At 62.3% G+C, this 15,718-nt stretch carries 12 protein-coding genes; 9 read left to right on the top strand and 3 right to left on the bottom strand.

Annotated elements, in window-relative coordinates:
• The first annotated feature begins 656 nt into the window (after positions 1-656).
• From ACOVRJ_RS06205 to ACOVRJ_RS06175, 7 genes are all read left to right on the top strand, one after another.
• Positions 657-4,208, top strand: a complete 3,552-nt coding sequence (locus ACOVRJ_RS06205; RefSeq protein WP_422043020.1) for a filamentous hemagglutinin family protein — start codon at positions 657-659, stop codon at positions 4,206-4,208.
• A gap of 62 nt (positions 4,209-4,270) precedes the next feature.
• Positions 4,271-5,968, top strand: a complete 1,698-nt coding sequence (locus ACOVRJ_RS06200) for a DUF2341 domain-containing protein (protein ID WP_422043019.1) — start codon at positions 4,271-4,273, stop codon at positions 5,966-5,968.
• A gap of 39 nt (positions 5,969-6,007) precedes the next feature.
• A complete protein-coding gene (locus ACOVRJ_RS06195; protein WP_422043018.1) occupies positions 6,008-6,421 on the top strand; it encodes an ExbD/TolR family protein in 414 nt (137 codons plus the stop codon).
• A 24-nt stretch (positions 6,422-6,445) separates the two neighbouring features.
• The gene (locus tag ACOVRJ_RS06190) at positions 6,446-6,847 is read left to right on the top strand and encodes an ExbD/TolR family protein (protein ID WP_422043017.1); all 402 of its coding nucleotides are present in this window, start codon (positions 6,446-6,448) and stop codon (positions 6,845-6,847) included.
• Between the two features lie 11 nt (positions 6,848-6,858).
• Positions 6,859-7,581: a TonB C-terminal domain-containing protein gene (locus ACOVRJ_RS06185; RefSeq protein ID WP_422043016.1), complete on the top strand. Its 723-nt coding sequence runs from the start codon at positions 6,859-6,861 to the stop codon at positions 7,579-7,581.
• Between the two features lie 45 nt (positions 7,582-7,626).
• On the top strand, positions 7,627-9,453 hold the full coding sequence (locus ACOVRJ_RS06180; protein ID WP_422043015.1) for a putative porin: 1,827 nt from the start codon (positions 7,627-7,629) through the stop codon (positions 9,451-9,453).
• 11 nt (positions 9,454-9,464) lie between these two features.
• Entirely contained in the window at positions 9,465-10,121 is a 657-nt protein-coding gene (locus tag ACOVRJ_RS06175; RefSeq protein WP_422043014.1) for a hypothetical protein, read from the top strand.
• A gap of 4 nt (positions 10,122-10,125) precedes the next feature.
• Here ACOVRJ_RS06175 and ACOVRJ_RS06170 read toward each other — a convergent pair whose 3' ends face one another.
• From ACOVRJ_RS06170 to ACOVRJ_RS06160, 3 genes are all read right to left on the bottom strand, one after another.
• Positions 10,126-11,112, bottom strand: coding sequence for a GlcNAc-transferase family protein (locus ACOVRJ_RS06170; protein WP_422043013.1), 987 nt, complete (start codon positions 11,110-11,112; stop codon positions 10,126-10,128).
• Positions 11,109-11,774: a class I SAM-dependent methyltransferase gene (locus tag ACOVRJ_RS06165; protein WP_422043012.1), complete on the bottom strand. Its 666-nt coding sequence runs from the start codon at positions 11,772-11,774 to the stop codon at positions 11,109-11,111. Before ACOVRJ_RS06165 ends, ACOVRJ_RS06170 begins: the two co-directional genes overlap by 4 nt.
• A gap of 142 nt (positions 11,775-11,916) precedes the next feature.
• Positions 11,917-12,375, bottom strand: a complete 459-nt coding sequence (locus ACOVRJ_RS06160; protein ID WP_422043011.1) for a hypothetical protein — start codon at positions 12,373-12,375, stop codon at positions 11,917-11,919.
• An 814-nt stretch (positions 12,376-13,189) separates the two neighbouring features.
• Between ACOVRJ_RS06160 and ACOVRJ_RS06155 the strand changes: the two genes are divergently transcribed.
• Both ACOVRJ_RS06155 and ACOVRJ_RS06150 read left to right on the top strand, forming a co-directional pair.
• Positions 13,190-14,821 (top strand): gamma-glutamyltransferase family protein, encoded by a 1,632-nt coding sequence (locus ACOVRJ_RS06155; protein ID WP_422043065.1) that lies wholly within the window; start codon positions 13,190-13,192, stop codon positions 14,819-14,821.
• Positions 14,811-15,677: a GNAT family N-acetyltransferase gene (locus ACOVRJ_RS06150; RefSeq protein WP_422043010.1), complete on the top strand. Its 867-nt coding sequence runs from the start codon at positions 14,811-14,813 to the stop codon at positions 15,675-15,677. Before ACOVRJ_RS06155 ends, ACOVRJ_RS06150 begins: the two co-directional genes overlap by 11 nt.
• Positions 15,678-15,718 lie beyond the last annotated feature (41 nt).

The following is a 15,718-nucleotide window of genomic DNA, read 5'->3' as shown; positions in this document are numbered from 1 at the left end:
CCGCGCCAACGCCCGCGCCAACGCCCGCGCCAACGCCCGCGCCAACGCCCGCGCCAACGCCCGCGCCCACTCCATCACCGACGGCGTCGCCTGGGAATGGCGCAACCACGCCGGGTGTGTTGCCCCCAGCACCGCCCACTGGACCCAAGGTGGCTGCATCGACCGCGAGAATCCTTGACGCCGGCAGGTCGATGGCTATCTCTGTGGATTCACTTGCAGCGCTGACGACTTCAAGCACGGCATCTCCGGGCAATGGTTCCACGACCATTGGCAAAAAACCTCCAGCTCCGCCCACCGGTGCCCCATCCGAAGGTGGCGGCGGTTCAACCCTTGCTCCGACGGTGGCGCCTACGGTGACACCCACGAACGGACCGACCGCTTTGCCCACTGCAGGGCCCACTGTAGGGCCTACGGGGGCACCGACGGTGTCTCCCACCGCGGCGCCAACCGGCAACCCAACGGCAGCGCCGACCTTGAAGCCAACGGCCTCGCCAACTGCGGCGCCGACCTCTAGGCCAACGGCCGCGCCCACTGCGGCACCGACGCCTGCGCCGACTCCGGCTGTTTCGCGAGCGCCAGTGCTGCGGCCGGCGACGGTGGACGCTGACAACAGCGCTTTCGTGGGCAGTGGAGCGAGTAACACGACTCGTCTTGCATTGAGCTTGGCCAACGGCGATGCCGCTTTGTTGCAAAAACTCAGTGTGGCGCCAGGCGTTGAGATTCGCTCCAGCAAGTCCCTGACGCTTGGCAGTGAATGGAACTTGGCGCCGACCTCGGCTCAGCGGGTTGGCGAAGCTGCAAACATTACCTTGCGTGCCGCCGGCGATCTGATCATCAGCAACAGTCTCAGCGATGGTTTTGCCGCGAGCGCTTCGGCGACTGACAAGCGCGCCATTGCTGCCAACGGTTTGGCCATGAGCGGCAGTGCGGCTTCATTCCGCTTGATTGCCGGTGCCGACCTGAGGGCTGCCGATCCAATGACGGTGCAGTCAGCTGCAGCGACCGGTCATGTGCTGGTGGGGCGCACCTTGAGCAGTGGCAATGCAGCGCCTCCGCTGGTGCTGGTGCGCAGCAGCACCGGCAGTATCCGCATAGCCGCTGCCGGAGACATCCGGCTGGGTGCGGACTTGGATGACAAGGGTCGCGACGGGCAAGTGCGGATCTACACCACAGGCACAGCGGTGGCGGCTGCGGACACGCCTGGATTGGATCAGTTGCGGATTCGGGCGAATGACCAACTGATTCGCAATACCAGCGGATCTTTGGGACCCTTCTTCGAGAACGCCGGCGACATCAACCTCTCTGCAGGTCGAGACGTGCTGGGGATGCCTTCGACGATCTATCGACCAGACGGCAGTTCAAGTTCCGTGCAGTACGTGAGCGACTGGTGGTTCCGTCAGACCAACCCGACCAGCAGCGAACAGGGTGTGGCGCTCTGGTCCCGATACGACTTGTTTGCGCAGGGCATTGCTTCTTTCGGGGGCGGTGATGTCAAGGTGCAGGCCGGCCGAGATGTCGTGGATCTCGATGTCTCTACTCCCAATAGTGGTTACTCGGTCAAGGCCGTGGGTCAACAGGGGGCCGCCGATTACAAACCGGCGCAGCAGCGCTGGTTCGAGGGCGGTAGCTTGTCGGTTGAGGCAGGGCGCGATGTGCTGGGCGGTTTGTTCAATGCGGGCGGCGCAACCGCCGCTTTGACTGCGGGCAACCAAGTGCGTGGAAGCAGCCAGCAAGAACGAAGCTACCTTGCGCCACAGTTGTTCTACATGGATACGGCTTGGAACATCAATGCCATGAGCCATTTGTGGTTGGGGAACCTGACACAGACGGCGGCAATGGCGGGTGGACGACAGGGCATTGATGTCGCCAGCCGGACCGATGCGATCGAAGGTTTGGCCGCCAAGGCGAGCGCCAAGATTGTGAGCGTGGCCGGTGATCTGAGGGTGGGCAGTGGCCGACCCAGTTCGCTGTCAGGGACCAATCCAGGCAGTGCGGCGACGCTGATGCCTGATGAGCTCTTGTTGGCTGCGCCTTCTGGCGGCATCAAGGCAAGCAGCTTGGCGCAACTGCCCGTGGGTGCTGCCAGCCTGCAGCTTATGGCTCGAGATGGCGTGGAGGTCGAGTCGTTCAAAGTGGCTTCTGCTCGTTTGAACGTTGGCGACGGCCCCCGTCCTGTGACACAGGCCGAATTGGGCGATGTCTTCAATGTCTACAGAGGCCATTGGACGCGTGCGGATGGCGGCTTGGATGCCAGCGACCGGAGCCCGGTTCGTGTTGTGTCCAGTGATGGCGATGTGGTGCTCGGCTCTTTGGCGTCTTACAGCGCCAGGCCAATTCGCTTGCTTGCCGGTGGTGATGTACTGGCGGCAGGGCCTTTGCAACTGCAGCACAACAGGAGTGATGAGCTCAGCCTCCTGCAAGCCGGGCGGGATCTGCGTCTGAGTAGCTTGGGGGGCGTGCGTGTGGGCGGCCCGGGCGATCTTTTGTTGTTGGCTGGTCGCGACATTGATATGAACCGCGGAACCGGCGTTCTGACGGTGGGCAATCAAGACAACAGCCGCTTGTTGCCCAATGGTGGCAGCCATGTGACCTTGATGGCCGGGACTCAGATGGCCGACCTGTCCCAGGCGGTGGCCCAACAATTCCACTTGATAGGTGGAGGGCTTGAACACTTCGCGCCTGAACTTGCCGTCCAACTCAAGGCCCTGCTTCAATCCGGGCAAGTGCTGACGCCGCAAGCGGCGAAGGATGCCGCCAAGGCCTTCGCTGCCTTGCCTGTGGCTGAGCAGCGCGAACAGGTGCGGGTCTTGGTGGGCGACAGCGTGCTGAGTTCCGCCAGCGAGACCTATCTACAAAAGCAAATCGCTTTGGCCGAGTCGGTCAGTGCTGATGCCGCCGCTGCAATCGGGTCTGGCAAGATTGGTGGCGCAGATCGAGAGCCTGGTGTGTTTGTCATTCCCGGATCTGAATTGGCGGGTAAGCCGATCAGCTACCGGAAAGTCGCTCAAGCCGATGCAACGCTAGAGGCCTCGTCTGCACACCCTGTCTTGACGGCGGAGCAGGTCGAGTTGGCCGCGGCTGACACGCGTGGCTTGCTTCGCGAAGCCTTGCAGTCGCAGACTCTTGGCGCTGCGCTGGCTGCCAAGGTACAAAGCCTTGATCCGGACAGCCGGCAGTCCTTGCTGCTGGCGGTGTCCCCTTACACCGAGGCCTTGACGCGCTTTGTCAATCAACGAGGCCTTGTGGCTGCTGATGCTGCCGCCGCTTACTCGGCTTTCTCTCAGCTGGGACAGGACCAGCAAGCCTTGTTCCTGACCCAGGTGCTAGGCCAGGAGCTGCGTGAAGCAGGCCGCTCGGCCATCAGTGGCTCCAAGGTGGCCTACCTGCGCGGCTATCAAGCTTTGGATACTCTGTTCCCACCGAGCAAGTCGGCCAGTGTGCAAGTGGCCAGTGTCTCCTTGGGCCAGGCCCGACCTAATGATGGGCTTGAGGCTCTGCGCCGGGACGGCAATATCGTGCTGTCCAACAGTCAGGTCAAGACCGCGCAAGGGGGCGACATTCGCTTTGTGGCGCCGTCCGGCACACTCAATGTGGGTGACCTGTTGCCCGGCGGCAACGCTCGCGACGCTTCTGACTTGGGGATCGTGACCGTGGCGGGCGGGGACATCGTGGCCGCAGTGCGCAATAGCGTCGAGGTCAATCAGTCACGCATCTTCACCCTTGCCAAGGGGGATGTGATGCTCTGGGCCAGCCTGGGCAACTTGGATGCCGGCCGGGGTGCCAAGACGGTCCTGGGCTCGCCACCACCGGTCTACAGCATCAATTCGCAAGGGCAGTTCGTGGTCGACACCTCGGGCTCTTTCAGTGGCAGCGGTATTGCTGTACTTGATGCGGCAAGCTCGCTGGATCTGTATGCCGCCCTGGGCGACATCAACGCCGGTGATGCTGGCATCAAGACGGCGGGCAATGCCTTCCTGGGTGCGACTCGTTTGGTGGGGGGTGACAACGTTGCTGTTGGCGGGAAGTCTGACGGCGTTGCGTTGCCGTCCACCTCCGGTCCCGCGACGATCAGTACTCCCTTGTCGCCTGCTGCGACTGCGGCAGGCAACCGCGATGCCCAGAACTCAGATGACGAAGACGAACGCCGCAAGAAGCGTCCGCGTCGCAATCTATTCCTTGACTTCCTTGGATTCGGCCAAGGCGACTGATGCCGCTCGGCATCAGTCGATCTGAACCACGCCTCTACCTTTTTTAAGACTCACTATCGATCATGCGTAAATTCATTGCAATTGCTTGCCTTGTCCTCTCGTCTACGGCAAGTCAGGCTTGGTGGAACGCCGAATGGACCGGCCGCACCCGCATCACGCTGAATACCTCGGCACAAGGCGCCGAGACGAAAGAAGCGGCCAGCAATGTGGCCGTGGCGGTGCGCCTGCACTCCGGCAACTTCGACTTTGTGGCGGCCAAGGAAGATGGCTCGGATCTGCGCGTTATCGCCGCCGATGACAAGACGCCGCTGAAGTTCAGCGTTGAGCGCTATGACGGCATCAATGAGTTGGCCGTGCTGTGGGTGCAAGTGCCGAGCGTGCTGCCGGGCAGCGACAAGAACCAGTTCTACGTCTATTCGGGCAACGCCAAGGCGGCGGTGGAGCCGGGTGACTCGGTGGCGGCGGCGGGTTTTGACGCTGGCATGTTGGCGGCCTTCCACTTCAGTGACAAGGCGCCTGCAGGTGCCGATCATCAAGGCGGTGTCAAGCCGGAGTCGGCCGTCACCATCGAGCCCAATGGGCTCTTGGCCGCCAGCGCCAAGCTGAATGGACAAGCCATTGTTTACCCGCTGAGCGATAAGGCGATTGTCGACGGCGGCAATCAGCTGACGCTGTCGCTGTGGGTCAAGCTAGATGCGGTGGACCGCGCGGGCTTGGTGAAGTGGGGTGATCTGAACTTGTCGCTCAAGGGTGGCAAGCTCACGGTCGGCGATGGCAAGGGCGATCTGGCCGGCGGCGAGATCGCCGCGGGCAAGTGGACGCATGTGGCCCTGCGCCTGGGTATGGGCAAGGCCACCTTGTTCGTCAGCGGCGCGCAAGTGGCGCAAGGCGACCTGGCCACGCCAGCGCTGGGCAACAGCCTGCGTTTGGGCGACGCTGCGGCCGGCTTGGTGGATGAGTTGCAGGTGTCAAGCGTGCTGCGCAGCGCCGAATGGTTGGCCGTGTCGGCGGGTGCGCAAGGCGCCGAGAGCCGCCTGGTCGCTTCGCAGCGCGAAACGGCCGACAGCGCCGCCGCTGAAGGCGGTGATCATGGCTATATGTCGGTGCTGGTCAAGAACCTGACGGTGGACGCCTGGGTGGTCATCATCATCCTGGCCATCATGTTTGTGATCGCCACCTGGGTGACCATCAGCAAGGCCTTGCTGGTCAGCCGTGCTGACCGCGACAACCGCCAGTTCTTGAAGCGCTTCCGCAATGCCGACAAGGATCTGCTGACCCTGGGCCAAGGTGCCAAGCACCACCATTCGCCTTTGTTCCGTCTGTACCAAGCCGGTGTGCAGCAGCTGGACAAGCGCCAGATCGGCCAGCAAGGCGGTGTGGTGCTGAGCGGCCCGGCAATGAATGCCGTCAAGGCCTCGGTGGACGCTGACTTTGTGCGCGAGAACGCGCATCTGAACTCGAACATGGTGCTGCTGACGATTGCGATTGCCGGCGGCCCCTTCCTGGGTCTGCTGGGCACGGTGGTGGGCGTGATGATCACTTTTGCTGCGATTGCGGCGGCCGGTGATGTGAACGTGAACGCGATTGCGCCGGGTATTGCGGCGGCCTTGTTGGCCACGGTGGCGGGCCTGGGCGTGGCGATTCCTGCGCTGTTTGCCTACAACTACCTGGCCGCCAAGATCAAGAACGTGTCCTCGGACATGCAGATCTTCATCGACGAGTTCATCACCCGTGTGGCTGAAGTCCACGGCGCCAAGTGAACGCCTGCAACCCATCTGAGCTGAAGCGGAGGTTCGACCATGTCGGCTGATGTCAAGAGTGACAACCAACCGTATGACGAAATCAACGTCACGCCGATGTTGGATCTGGCCTATGTGCTGCTGGTGGTCTTCATCATCTTGACCACCGCCTCGGTGCAAGGGGTCAAGGTGCAGTCGCCCACCACGCAGGCCTCCAACAACCTGGCCAAGCCGCAGGTGCGGGCGGTGACCATCACCGCCGATGGGGCGGTGTACTTAGATGCCTATCCGGTGAGCATGGATCAGATGCGTGACACATTGGCGCAGTACAAAGCTGCCAATCCCGCGCTGCCGCTGGTGTTGAAGGCTGACGCGGCGGCGCAGTACGAGAAGGTGATGGAGGTGCTGGAGGTGGTGAAGAAGCTGGACATCACCGAGATCGGCCTGGTCACCAAGCGCGCGGCACCGGAATAAACCTGAAAAAGGGCGACACAAGCCATGCAAGTCATCAACGAAGTCAAGCCGATTGACACCATCAACGTCACGCCGATGTTGGACCTGGCCTATGTGCTGCTGGTGGTGTTCATTCTGATGACCACCGCCTCGGTGCAGGGGCTGACCATCACCTTGCCCAAGCCGAGCAACAAACCCAGCGCCGAAAAGCATGAGCTGAAGATCGTGCAAGTGATGCCCGATGGTGGCGTGCTGCTGAACGGCGTGGGTGTCAGCCTGCCCGAGTTGGAGCAGCAATTGCAGCAGGCCAAGGGGCGAGATCCGCAGATGTCGGTGGCCATCAAGGGCGACGCGCGCACGCAGTACGCCAGCGTGGTGGCGGTGATCGATCTGTGCAACAAGCTGCAGGTCAATATGGGCCTGGTGACGGCCAAGATCGGGACTTGAGGGCCATCATCATGAGTACAGGTTTGGCCGAAGACCATCTGGATGATTCGCCGCAGCGGGTTTGGCTGATTCGTGTCGGCGTCGTGCTGGGCTTCTTGGCGCTGGTGGCTGCGGGCTACTGGGCCGCTAAGAGCGTGAAGCCTGCCGAGGCGCCCAAGCGTCAGGTCGCCAAGATCAGCATCCTGCCCGATACCCCGCCGCCGCCCCCGCCGCCCAAGCCCGAGTTGAAGAAGCCCGAGCCGCTAAAGGACGAGCCCAAGCAGGTGATGCGCGACGAAACCGTCAAGCAAGCCGAAGCGCCCAAGGCCGCAAATGAGCCGATCAAGATGGAAGGCGCGGCCGGTGACGGGCCGAGCGCCTTTGCGGCCGGCGGTGTCAGCAAGGAGTACAGCGGGGGGGCGCCGGTGACGTCGGCTGCGGCGACCGGAACAGGCACCAGCAGCGACCGTGCGCAGGAGCGCTTCTATGCCAACAGCGCCAAACAGTTGTTGCGCGATGAGATCGAGCGCCGCTTGCGCAGCGAAGTTAACCAGGCCACTGCGGAGTTCAGCATCTGGGTTGAGCGTGACGGTGGTATCAGCCGCTTTGAGTTGCTGAGCACCGGCGACAAGCGCCTTGATGGCGAGCTTCGGGCTGCCTTGAATGCGGCCACTCAGGCGCTCAAGCTGCCGCCGCCACCGCTGGCCTCTGCTCAGCCTATGAAGTTTCGACTCAGTTTGCGTCCGATGGGCTGAAGTCCCGGGTGCTCACGTTTTCTCCAATCTCTTACTAACGTTTTCATGAATCACTTTTACCGACGACTTGCGGATGGCCGTAGCAGATACAGCGCGCTGACCTTGGCGATTGCCGCGACATTGGCATCGCCCGGCGCCTATGCAGACGAGAAGAGCGAGTTGCAGGCTTTGCGTGCAACAACCTCGGCCTTGATCGACGCCTTGGTCAGCCAAGGCTTGTTGAGCCGAGAGAAAGCCGATGCCTTGATCAAGCAAGCACAAGCTTCGGCACAGGCCAGCAGGCCGGCATCTTCAGGCAACACATGGGGCGCACCTCTGGCTTCAGGCGCCGCTGCGGGAGGGGCCGCGGCGGGTGTGGCGAACACGGTTCGAGTGCCTTATGTGAGCGAAACCTTGCGCCAGCAGATTCGTGAGGAAATCAAGAACGATGTGTTGTTGGTTGCACGCGAAGAGCGCTGGGCTGACGCTCGCGTGGTGCCCGAGTGGGTGCGCGGCGTCAGCGTTGACGGCGATGTTCGGGTTCGTTGGCAGAACGAACGCTTCGCCGCTCCTGTGTATGCGCAGGATCCGAGCACGGGTGCAGCGATCGGTGTGCCATGTTTGAACGTCGGCGGCAACTTGCCTGCGGAGTGCTATCGAACCCAGCGCGAGTCACCGGCATGGTCGCCTGACCTGAACAACACGACCATAGACCGCAACCGCATGACACTGCGGGCTCGACTTGGCGTCAACGCCAAAGTGTCCGATCAGATGACTGCTGGTTTGCGCCTATCGACCGGCACCACCACGGGCCCGACATCGAGCTCGCAGACCTTGGGCACTGGCTTCAACAAGGCCAGTCTTGTCTTAGACCGGGCCTTTCTTCGTTGGGAGCCTCGGTACAACATGCGCTTCATGGCCGGCCGTATGAGCAATCCGTTCTATGGCACGGACCTGCTGTGGCCAGACGATATGGGCTTTGATGGCGTAGCCGCCCAAGGCGACTTGGACATTGCCAGCGGCGTGTTCGGATTTGCGACGCTAGGTGCTTTCCCGCTGGAAGAGTTCAACACCGACAAACGGGACAAGTGGCTGTTTGGCTTTCAGGCTGGCATCGACATGAGCATCGGCAACAGCACACAGTTCCGGGGTGCATTGGCGGCTTACCAGTTTCAGAACGTTGAGGGTGAACGGGCGACCGAGTTGCCTTTGGGGCCGAACAATCCGCGGACGGCAACGCAGAGCTACCTGAGCTCTCAGTACCCCACTTCGATGCGTCAGAAGGGCAACACCCTCATCAATCTATGCCCGCTTGCCAGCGAGGGCAATTCGACAGCTTTGGCGCCTTGCACCAATGGAGGGCCTGTTTGGGGCTTGGCTTCGAAGTTTGTGCCCATCAATGTGACGGCCGGGGTCGTTTTCAAGCAATGGGACCCGATGGAGCTGGGGCTGACCTTTGATTGGGTGAAGAACAGTGCATTCGATCTGGCCGATATTCGCAAGCGTGCTGGGACGGCTGCGGTGGAGAAGTTGGCCGAGCAAACGACGGGGCTTCAGTTGCGCGCGACCCTGGGCATGCCAAGACTGGCGAACACGGGTGACTGGACTGTTTTCGCAGCCCTGCGCAAGTTTGAACGCGATTCTTGGGTCGATGGCTTCACCGACACGACTTGGCATCTCGGTGGTACCAGCTACAAGGGCTTTCAACTTGGCGGTAGCTATGCGTTCGATCGGCGCAGCACCCTGGGCTTTCGCCTGACCAGCACACGCAATTTGGATGATGGCGTTCGCATTCCTATTGATCCGGCCGTGCCCAATGCAGTCACAGGCACTCTTTCAAGCGCGACCTTGAAGATTGATGTTTTCCAGATTGACCTGAATACCAGGTTCTAAGGAGCGTGGCGATGGGTATGAAAAAGAGTTTGATCACTTGCTTGTTGCTGTTGTCACCCTTTGCTTTGGCGCAAGCGCAGAGCGATGCGAAACAAAGCCGCGAGCGGGAGCAATTGCGACGCTCGCAAGCCGCTTTGCAAGCCGCCCAATCAAAGGCAGAGAGCCTGGGGGCAGAGAACGCGACCCTGTTGCGGGAGCGGGACGACCTGGTCAAGGAAGCCGCCCGCCAAAAGGCCTCCAGCCGTGGTTTTCAGCAGCAAAGGGAGCAGCTGAGGGTGGAGGTTGATCGGCATCGCGATGAAGCGCTTGCGCTTGCGACTCGATTGAAGGAACAAGAGCTTGCCGCCACGCAACGCGAAGAGCAATTGCAGCAGCAACTGTTGGCGAGTAATCGCGAATTGGTACAGATACGTCAAAGCAATCTGGCCTTAAGCACCTTGCTGGAGCGTAGCAATCAGCAATTGCTTCAGGCGCAGGCTCGCAACACTGAGTTGCATGCTTTGGGGCAGCAGGCTTTGGATCTTTGGCTGGGTAAGACGGTCGCTGAAGCAACCGTACAGCAAGACCCTTTGCTGGGATTGGCTCATGTCGCCATGCAAGAGAAGGCCGAGTCTATGCGCTTGAAGCTGGATGGCCAAAGGCTGCCTCGGTCAACCTCGGCTCAGTAGTCGTTCAGTAGCCGAATCGAGCCTTGTAGGCATGGGGTTCGATTCGGCGCTGCAAATAGTCAATCCCGCTGAACTCCGCGTAGTCCTTGAGGCTGCGCTCGCGGCCCAGGCCGTAGATGCCCAGATCGGCCTGTTCCCATAACAGCGCACTCAAGCGGTGATTGGCGGCCTCGCTCAGCACGCCGGAGCGGACCTTGCGCTGCGCATCCAGCTCCGGCGACCAATGCATAGGCCGGCCTGAGCCGCCGGCGCCGACATAGTGGTGGTAGAGCGGAACGGCGGGCACATGAAAGATGTCCCAACCTTGCGTCCAAGCGCGCAGGGCAAAAGACTGCTCTTCGCCGTGGAAGTACAGAAACGGGTCATAGGGCAGGGCGTTCACCACTGAGCCCGGCGCAAACAAGCAGCCGGCCGCCACATGCAGGCCGTAGATGGGCTTGTCGCTGGCGACCGGCACGCCTTCAAAGTAGAGCACCGGGTGGGCCGGGTCGAACTGGCAATCGGTCTTGACCACATGGGCCAGCACCTGGGTGCTCACCAACTGCGCCACCGGCTGGCCTTCAACCAGTGTGAAAGGGTTGGGGTAGGCGGTGATCAGGCAGCGTGGGTTCAGGCGCTGGCAGTCATGGCCCCAGCGAATGAAACGCTCATCCCAGCCGGGCTCGAACCAAGTGTGCGAGTCCACTTGCAGAAACCATTCTTCGCCTTGGTGCAAGCCCATGGCCAGGGCACGCGCCCAGCAGGGGCCGCGCGCTTCCAAGGGGTGGATGTGGATGCTGCGCACCTGCTGTTGCAGCGAGTCGGGCAGTTGCAGCCGCAACTCGGGCACTTGTTGCTCCACCAGGCCGATGAAGATGCGCTCCGGGTGGCTGGCCTGGCGCAGCGCGCTGCGAATGGTGAAGCCCAGCAGCGGATCGCAAAAAGCGGCGATGCTGATGAAGATGCGCTCACGACCCAAAGTAGGCGCGGCTGATGGGGTCAGTCCGCTCACGCCGGTCGGTAGCTGGTCTCGCGCCCATGGTCGACCAGGCGCAGTCGCGCCGGCCGCACCACGCTTTGGCGATCATGGAACTCATGGATCGGCAGGCTCAGCGCATTGACGCCCTCGACCACATGGCTCAGCGCCGGCCCCACCGGCAAGTAGCCGCGCAAGAGGTAGAGCCCGACCGAGCGGCAGTTCTCCCAGGCCCAGAGATCGTGCCAACCCAGGTCGCGCTCGCTCCAGACCGAGACATGGGCTTCCGAGGCCACACCACCGACCACGCCTTGCACCACAAACTCCGGTGCCAGCACCAGGATGTAGGCGCTGCGGTAGGCAAGGAAGTTGAGCAAATCGAGGCCCGCACTCTTGGGCATGTGTTCGATGCAGTCGCCCAAGATGACCAGGTCGAACTGAGCGTCCAGCGACTGCGCACGCGCTTGCCAATCCGCCGCGCTGCAGTTCAGCACCTCGGCATACAAGTCGTTCAGACGGTACTGCTCGACATAGCTGGCCTCGGGCTCGATGGCGCTGCGCCGGCATTGCGGCGCGAGGCGAGCCAGCATCTGGCCGTACTTGCCGGCGCCGCAGCCGATGTCAAGCGCGCTGCGCGGGGCCAGCGTGGCGATCAGATGCTCCGCCAGGGAGTCAAAAACTGAGAAAGATCCGGGCATGATGGGCTCAGTCTAGATGGGCCGAATGACCTGCAGATGACCACTCAGTGACCGGCGGGCGAGATCGATGCCTGCTCGGTCGGAGCCGTTCTTGCTTTGACCATCCTCACCCGTTCGCCTGCCAACTTCCCCTTGGCCTGGCCTATGCGCCGGGTGCTTTGTGAGCCTTGCGGGCAGTCTCGACGATCGGGCGCGCGGCCAGCAGCGCCTCGGCCATCTCGGTCGCACTGGGTGCTCTCACTTTCAAATGCCCGCTGTTGACGGTCCTCTCAATGATTGCTTGGCCGACTCCGGGTGGCTGCAAAGCAATCCACGCGGCCATAAAGCCCAGGCGCTCGGTGTAGGCCAGCCCCCATGCCTCATCGGAATTGAAGGCGTTGTAAAGCGTTGGCAGGTCGCCCGCCTGCGCGTCGGCGCGGATCGCGTTTCGCACTTCGGACTGCAAGGCCGCATCCACTTGGCTCCAATGGCGCCCGCCCGCATAGGCCGCGGCAGCGCCAGGCATCTTGCCGCGCATCGCTTTCAAGGCCAAGCCTGGCAGCAGTGCTTGATGGGCCTCGATGACTGTCTGGCAACGGCCAGCCTCTGCGCGATGCTTCACAAGGTGGTCAGCCAAAGAGGCTGCAGCCTCTTTGGGTAGGGCCCCGTTATCCAAGGTCGACTGAAAGGCCTCTTCTAAACTTAAATGACTGGCGCATTGATTCAGCCAAATGGCAGCCTGCCACGCTGCTTTCGGGTCATCGCCCTGATGGGCTCGCTCAATATGAGGGCCGTAGCCTTCAGAGCCAATGCCAGACGATATCGCCGTTGTGGAGGCCGGCATAGGCGCGGAACCTGCCGATGGCATTGCTTGTGTCGCGGCAACAATTTGACCCACGGCCGATGAGACGCTCAATGCAGACGGCGCAATCTTGGGTGACTGCTCAGGCGTGTCGATGGATCGTTCGGCGCGCTCAAACCACGCCTTGTAGCCAGCGAATAGAAGGGCGCCTCCGGTGATAGCGATCATCAGCGTGGTTCTGAGGCTGGGCATGTTTGGCTTGCGACCTTGTTGTACGGTGCGATCAGTCTAATGATTCAACCGTGTCGAGCATGGGCGCAGGCTTGAGACTCGACGGTAAATCTTGACAGCGCAGGTCTTGAATTTGCAGTCTCTTGCATCGGGGCAACTGAGGGTCGGGAACAAGAGGTCGAGGTAGCCTTGAAGACCACCACTCAAGCGCACCTTCTCACTTGCTTGATCAAGAACCCTGAATGCTGTTTTGCCATGGACAGCGCCTTTTTGTGGCTTGCTCTTTTTTGCGGGGTAGCCATGGCGGCACGGACTTGGCTGTGCGAGCACTGGCGCCTTTCCGGTGCCTGTTGCCCAAGGAACAGCCACAATGGCCTCACAAGAAACCGGAGACTCGCCCATCATGACTTCCCCCCAGCGCTTTGATTGGAACAAGAGCTACCCGAGCGTGCGCAGCCCGGTGTTTGCTCGAAACATCGTCTCTACCTCGCATCCGCTGGCCGCGCAGGCTGGCTTGCGCATCTTGGCCCAGGGTGGCAATGCAGTGGACGCGGCCATTGCCACGGCGGCCTGCATGACCTTGGTCGAGCCCTGCAGCAATGGCTTGGGCTCGGACGCGTTTTGCATCCTCTGGGACGGCCAGCAACTGCATGGCTTGAATGGCTCGGGAACGGCGCCAGCGGCCTGGACGCCGGACTATTTCTTCAAGACCTATGGGCCTGAGCTGAAGAATCCGCCCAAGCGCGGCTGGGGCGGGGTGACGGTGCCCGGCGCGGTGGCCGGCTGGGTGGCTCTGAGCGAGCGTTTTGGCAAGCTGCCCTTTGCCGACCTGATGGCGCCTGCCATTGAAATCGCCGAACGCGGCTATGCGGTGCCGGTGGTGGTGCAAAGCAAATGGGCGATGGCGGCGGCCGTGTCCGAGCTGACCCAGCAAGCCGGCTTTGCAGAGGCCTTTTTGCCGCGCGGGCGCGCACCCGAGGTGGGCGAGTTGTTCAAGTTCCCGGCCGCAGCGCGTACCCTGCGCTTGATCGCCGAGAGCAAGGGCGAGGCTTTCTACCGCGGTGAGGTGGCCGAGGCGGTGGCGGCGTTTGCGCGCCAGACCGGCGGCGCGATGACGGCGGCCGACTTTGCCGCTTATCAACCTGAGTGGGTCACGCCGATCTCGCAGAGCTATGCCGGCCATGAGTTGCATGAGATTCCGCCGAATGGCCAAGGCATTGCGGCGCTGATCGCGCTGGGCATCTTGAAGCATCTGGACCTGCCCAGCCATGCGGTGGACGGCGTGGCCTCGCAGCATTTGCAGATCGAGGCGATGAAGCTGGCCTTCGCTGATGTGTACCGTTATGTCGGCGATGCTCGCAGCATGAACGTCACCGCCGCCGAGATGCTGGACTCGGCTTATCTGGCCGAGCGCGCCAAGCTGATCGACCCGCGCCGCGCGCAAGATTTTCAATGCGGCAACCCGGTCAAGGGCGGCACCATTTATCTGACCACGGCCGACGAGAGCGGCATGATGGTGAGCTTCATCCAAAGCAATTACATGGGCTTTGGCTCGGGGCTTGTGGTGCCGGGCTACGGGCTTTCGCTGCAAAACCGCGGCCACTGCTTCACGCTGGAGGCCGGCCACCCGAACCAAGTGGCGCCGGGCAAGCGGCCCTTCCACACCATCATCCCTGCCTTCTTAACCAAGAACGGGCAGCCGGTGATGAGCTACGGCGTCATGGGCGGCAATATGCAGCCGCAAGGCCATATGCAGACCCTGGTGCGCATGCTGGACTATGGTCAGAACCCGCAGGCCGCTTGCGATGCGCCGCGTTGGCGCTTCAACGAGGGCTTGTCGCTGAATGTGGAGCCGCACATGCCGCCCGATACCATTGCCGGCCTGCAGGCCCTGGGCCATCAGATCGGCGATATCCACGACAGTTATCAAGACTTCGGTGCCGGCCAGTTCATCTGGCGCTTGGGCGACCCGGCCGAAGCAGGCTATGTGGCGGCCAGCGATCCGCGCCGCGACGGGGCTGCGGTTGGTTTCTGAGTTGACGCGGGTCGAGGGACTCTCGCTGGGCTGGCAAACCGAGATCGGCTTCGCCCGCTTCGACGGCCTGGTCAGCGAGCGGGCCGATTGCGTGGTGGTCCGCACGCCCAGAAATCCGCTGTTTTACTGGGGCAATTGCCTGATCTTGCCAAAGCCGCCGCGCGATGCGGAACTGGCGCATTGGCTGCAGCGTTTTGAGGATGAGGTGGGTCGCTTCACGCCCGAGTCCGGCCATGTGGCGATTGGCTTTGATGCAAGCGGGCCGCATGAGCCCTTGATCCAATGGGCGGCGGCGGGCTTTGAGATCTACGCGACCGAAACTCTGGTTCTGGAGGCGCAGGCCCCTCGCCCGCAGGCGAGGCCATTGGACGCAGGCTTTCATTTCCGCGCGCTCGATCTGACCCAAGGCCCGGATCTGCAGCGGGCGCTGGATCTGCAATGCGCCACTATGGAGGCCGGCTTTGAGCCGGCCGGCTACCGGCGCCACCGCGAGCGGCAGCTGCAGCGCTATGCCGCGCTGCAGCGTGCCGGTCGCGGGCATTGGTTCGGAATCTGGCAAGGCGATCAACTGCTCGCCGATTGCGGCTTGTTCAAAGTGGGCGAGGCCTCCACCCTGGGGCGCTTTCAGCATGTGGGTACCCATCCGGCTTGGCGTCGGCGCGGGCTGTGCACCGGCTTGATTGCCGCCACGCTGCGCCATGGTTTCGAGCAGATGGGGCTGCAGCGCTTGGTCATGTGCGCCGACCCCGAGGACGTGGCGATTGGCATTTATGAATCGCTGGGTTTTCAGCGCGAGTCGCGCACCCTCTCGGCCCAGCGCAGGCCGCCGCGTGATCGGGCAGATGAGCGCTTGTGAACGCCTGGCCATGGCTTTCAACACGCGCCGATCGCCGCGTG

The organism is Roseateles sp. (assembly GCF_049240545.1).
Taxonomy (GTDB): Bacteria; Pseudomonadota; Gammaproteobacteria; order Burkholderiales; family Burkholderiaceae_C; genus Paucibacter_A.
This window is presented reverse-complemented; position numbering and strand designations above follow the sequence as displayed.

What these genes read in the sequence shown, in the direction of transcription:
- ACOVRJ_RS06200 (WP_422043019.1), top strand. Translation starts at nt 4,271, where the DNA reads ATGCGTAAATTCATTGCAATTGCTTGCCTTGTCCTCTCGTCTACGGCA.
- ACOVRJ_RS06195 (WP_422043018.1), top strand. Translation starts at nt 6,008, where the DNA reads ATGTCGGCTGATGTCAAGAGTGACAACCAACCGTATGACGAAATCAAC.
- ACOVRJ_RS06190 (WP_422043017.1), top strand. Translation starts at nt 6,446, where the DNA reads ATGCAAGTCATCAACGAAGTCAAGCCGATTGACACCATCAACGTCACG.
- ACOVRJ_RS06185 (WP_422043016.1), top strand. Translation starts at nt 6,859, where the DNA reads ATGAGTACAGGTTTGGCCGAAGACCATCTGGATGATTCGCCGCAGCGG.
- ACOVRJ_RS06180 (WP_422043015.1), top strand. Translation starts at nt 7,627, where the DNA reads ATGAATCACTTTTACCGACGACTTGCGGATGGCCGTAGCAGATACAGC.
- ACOVRJ_RS06175 (WP_422043014.1), top strand. Translation starts at nt 9,465, where the DNA reads ATGGGTATGAAAAAGAGTTTGATCACTTGCTTGTTGCTGTTGTCACCC.
- ACOVRJ_RS06165 (WP_422043012.1), bottom strand. Translation starts at nt 11,774, where the DNA reads ATGCCCGGATCTTTCTCAGTTTTTGACTCCCTGGCGGAGCATCTGATC.
- ACOVRJ_RS06155 (WP_422043065.1), top strand. Translation starts at nt 13,190, where the DNA reads ATGACTTCCCCCCAGCGCTTTGATTGGAACAAGAGCTACCCGAGCGTG.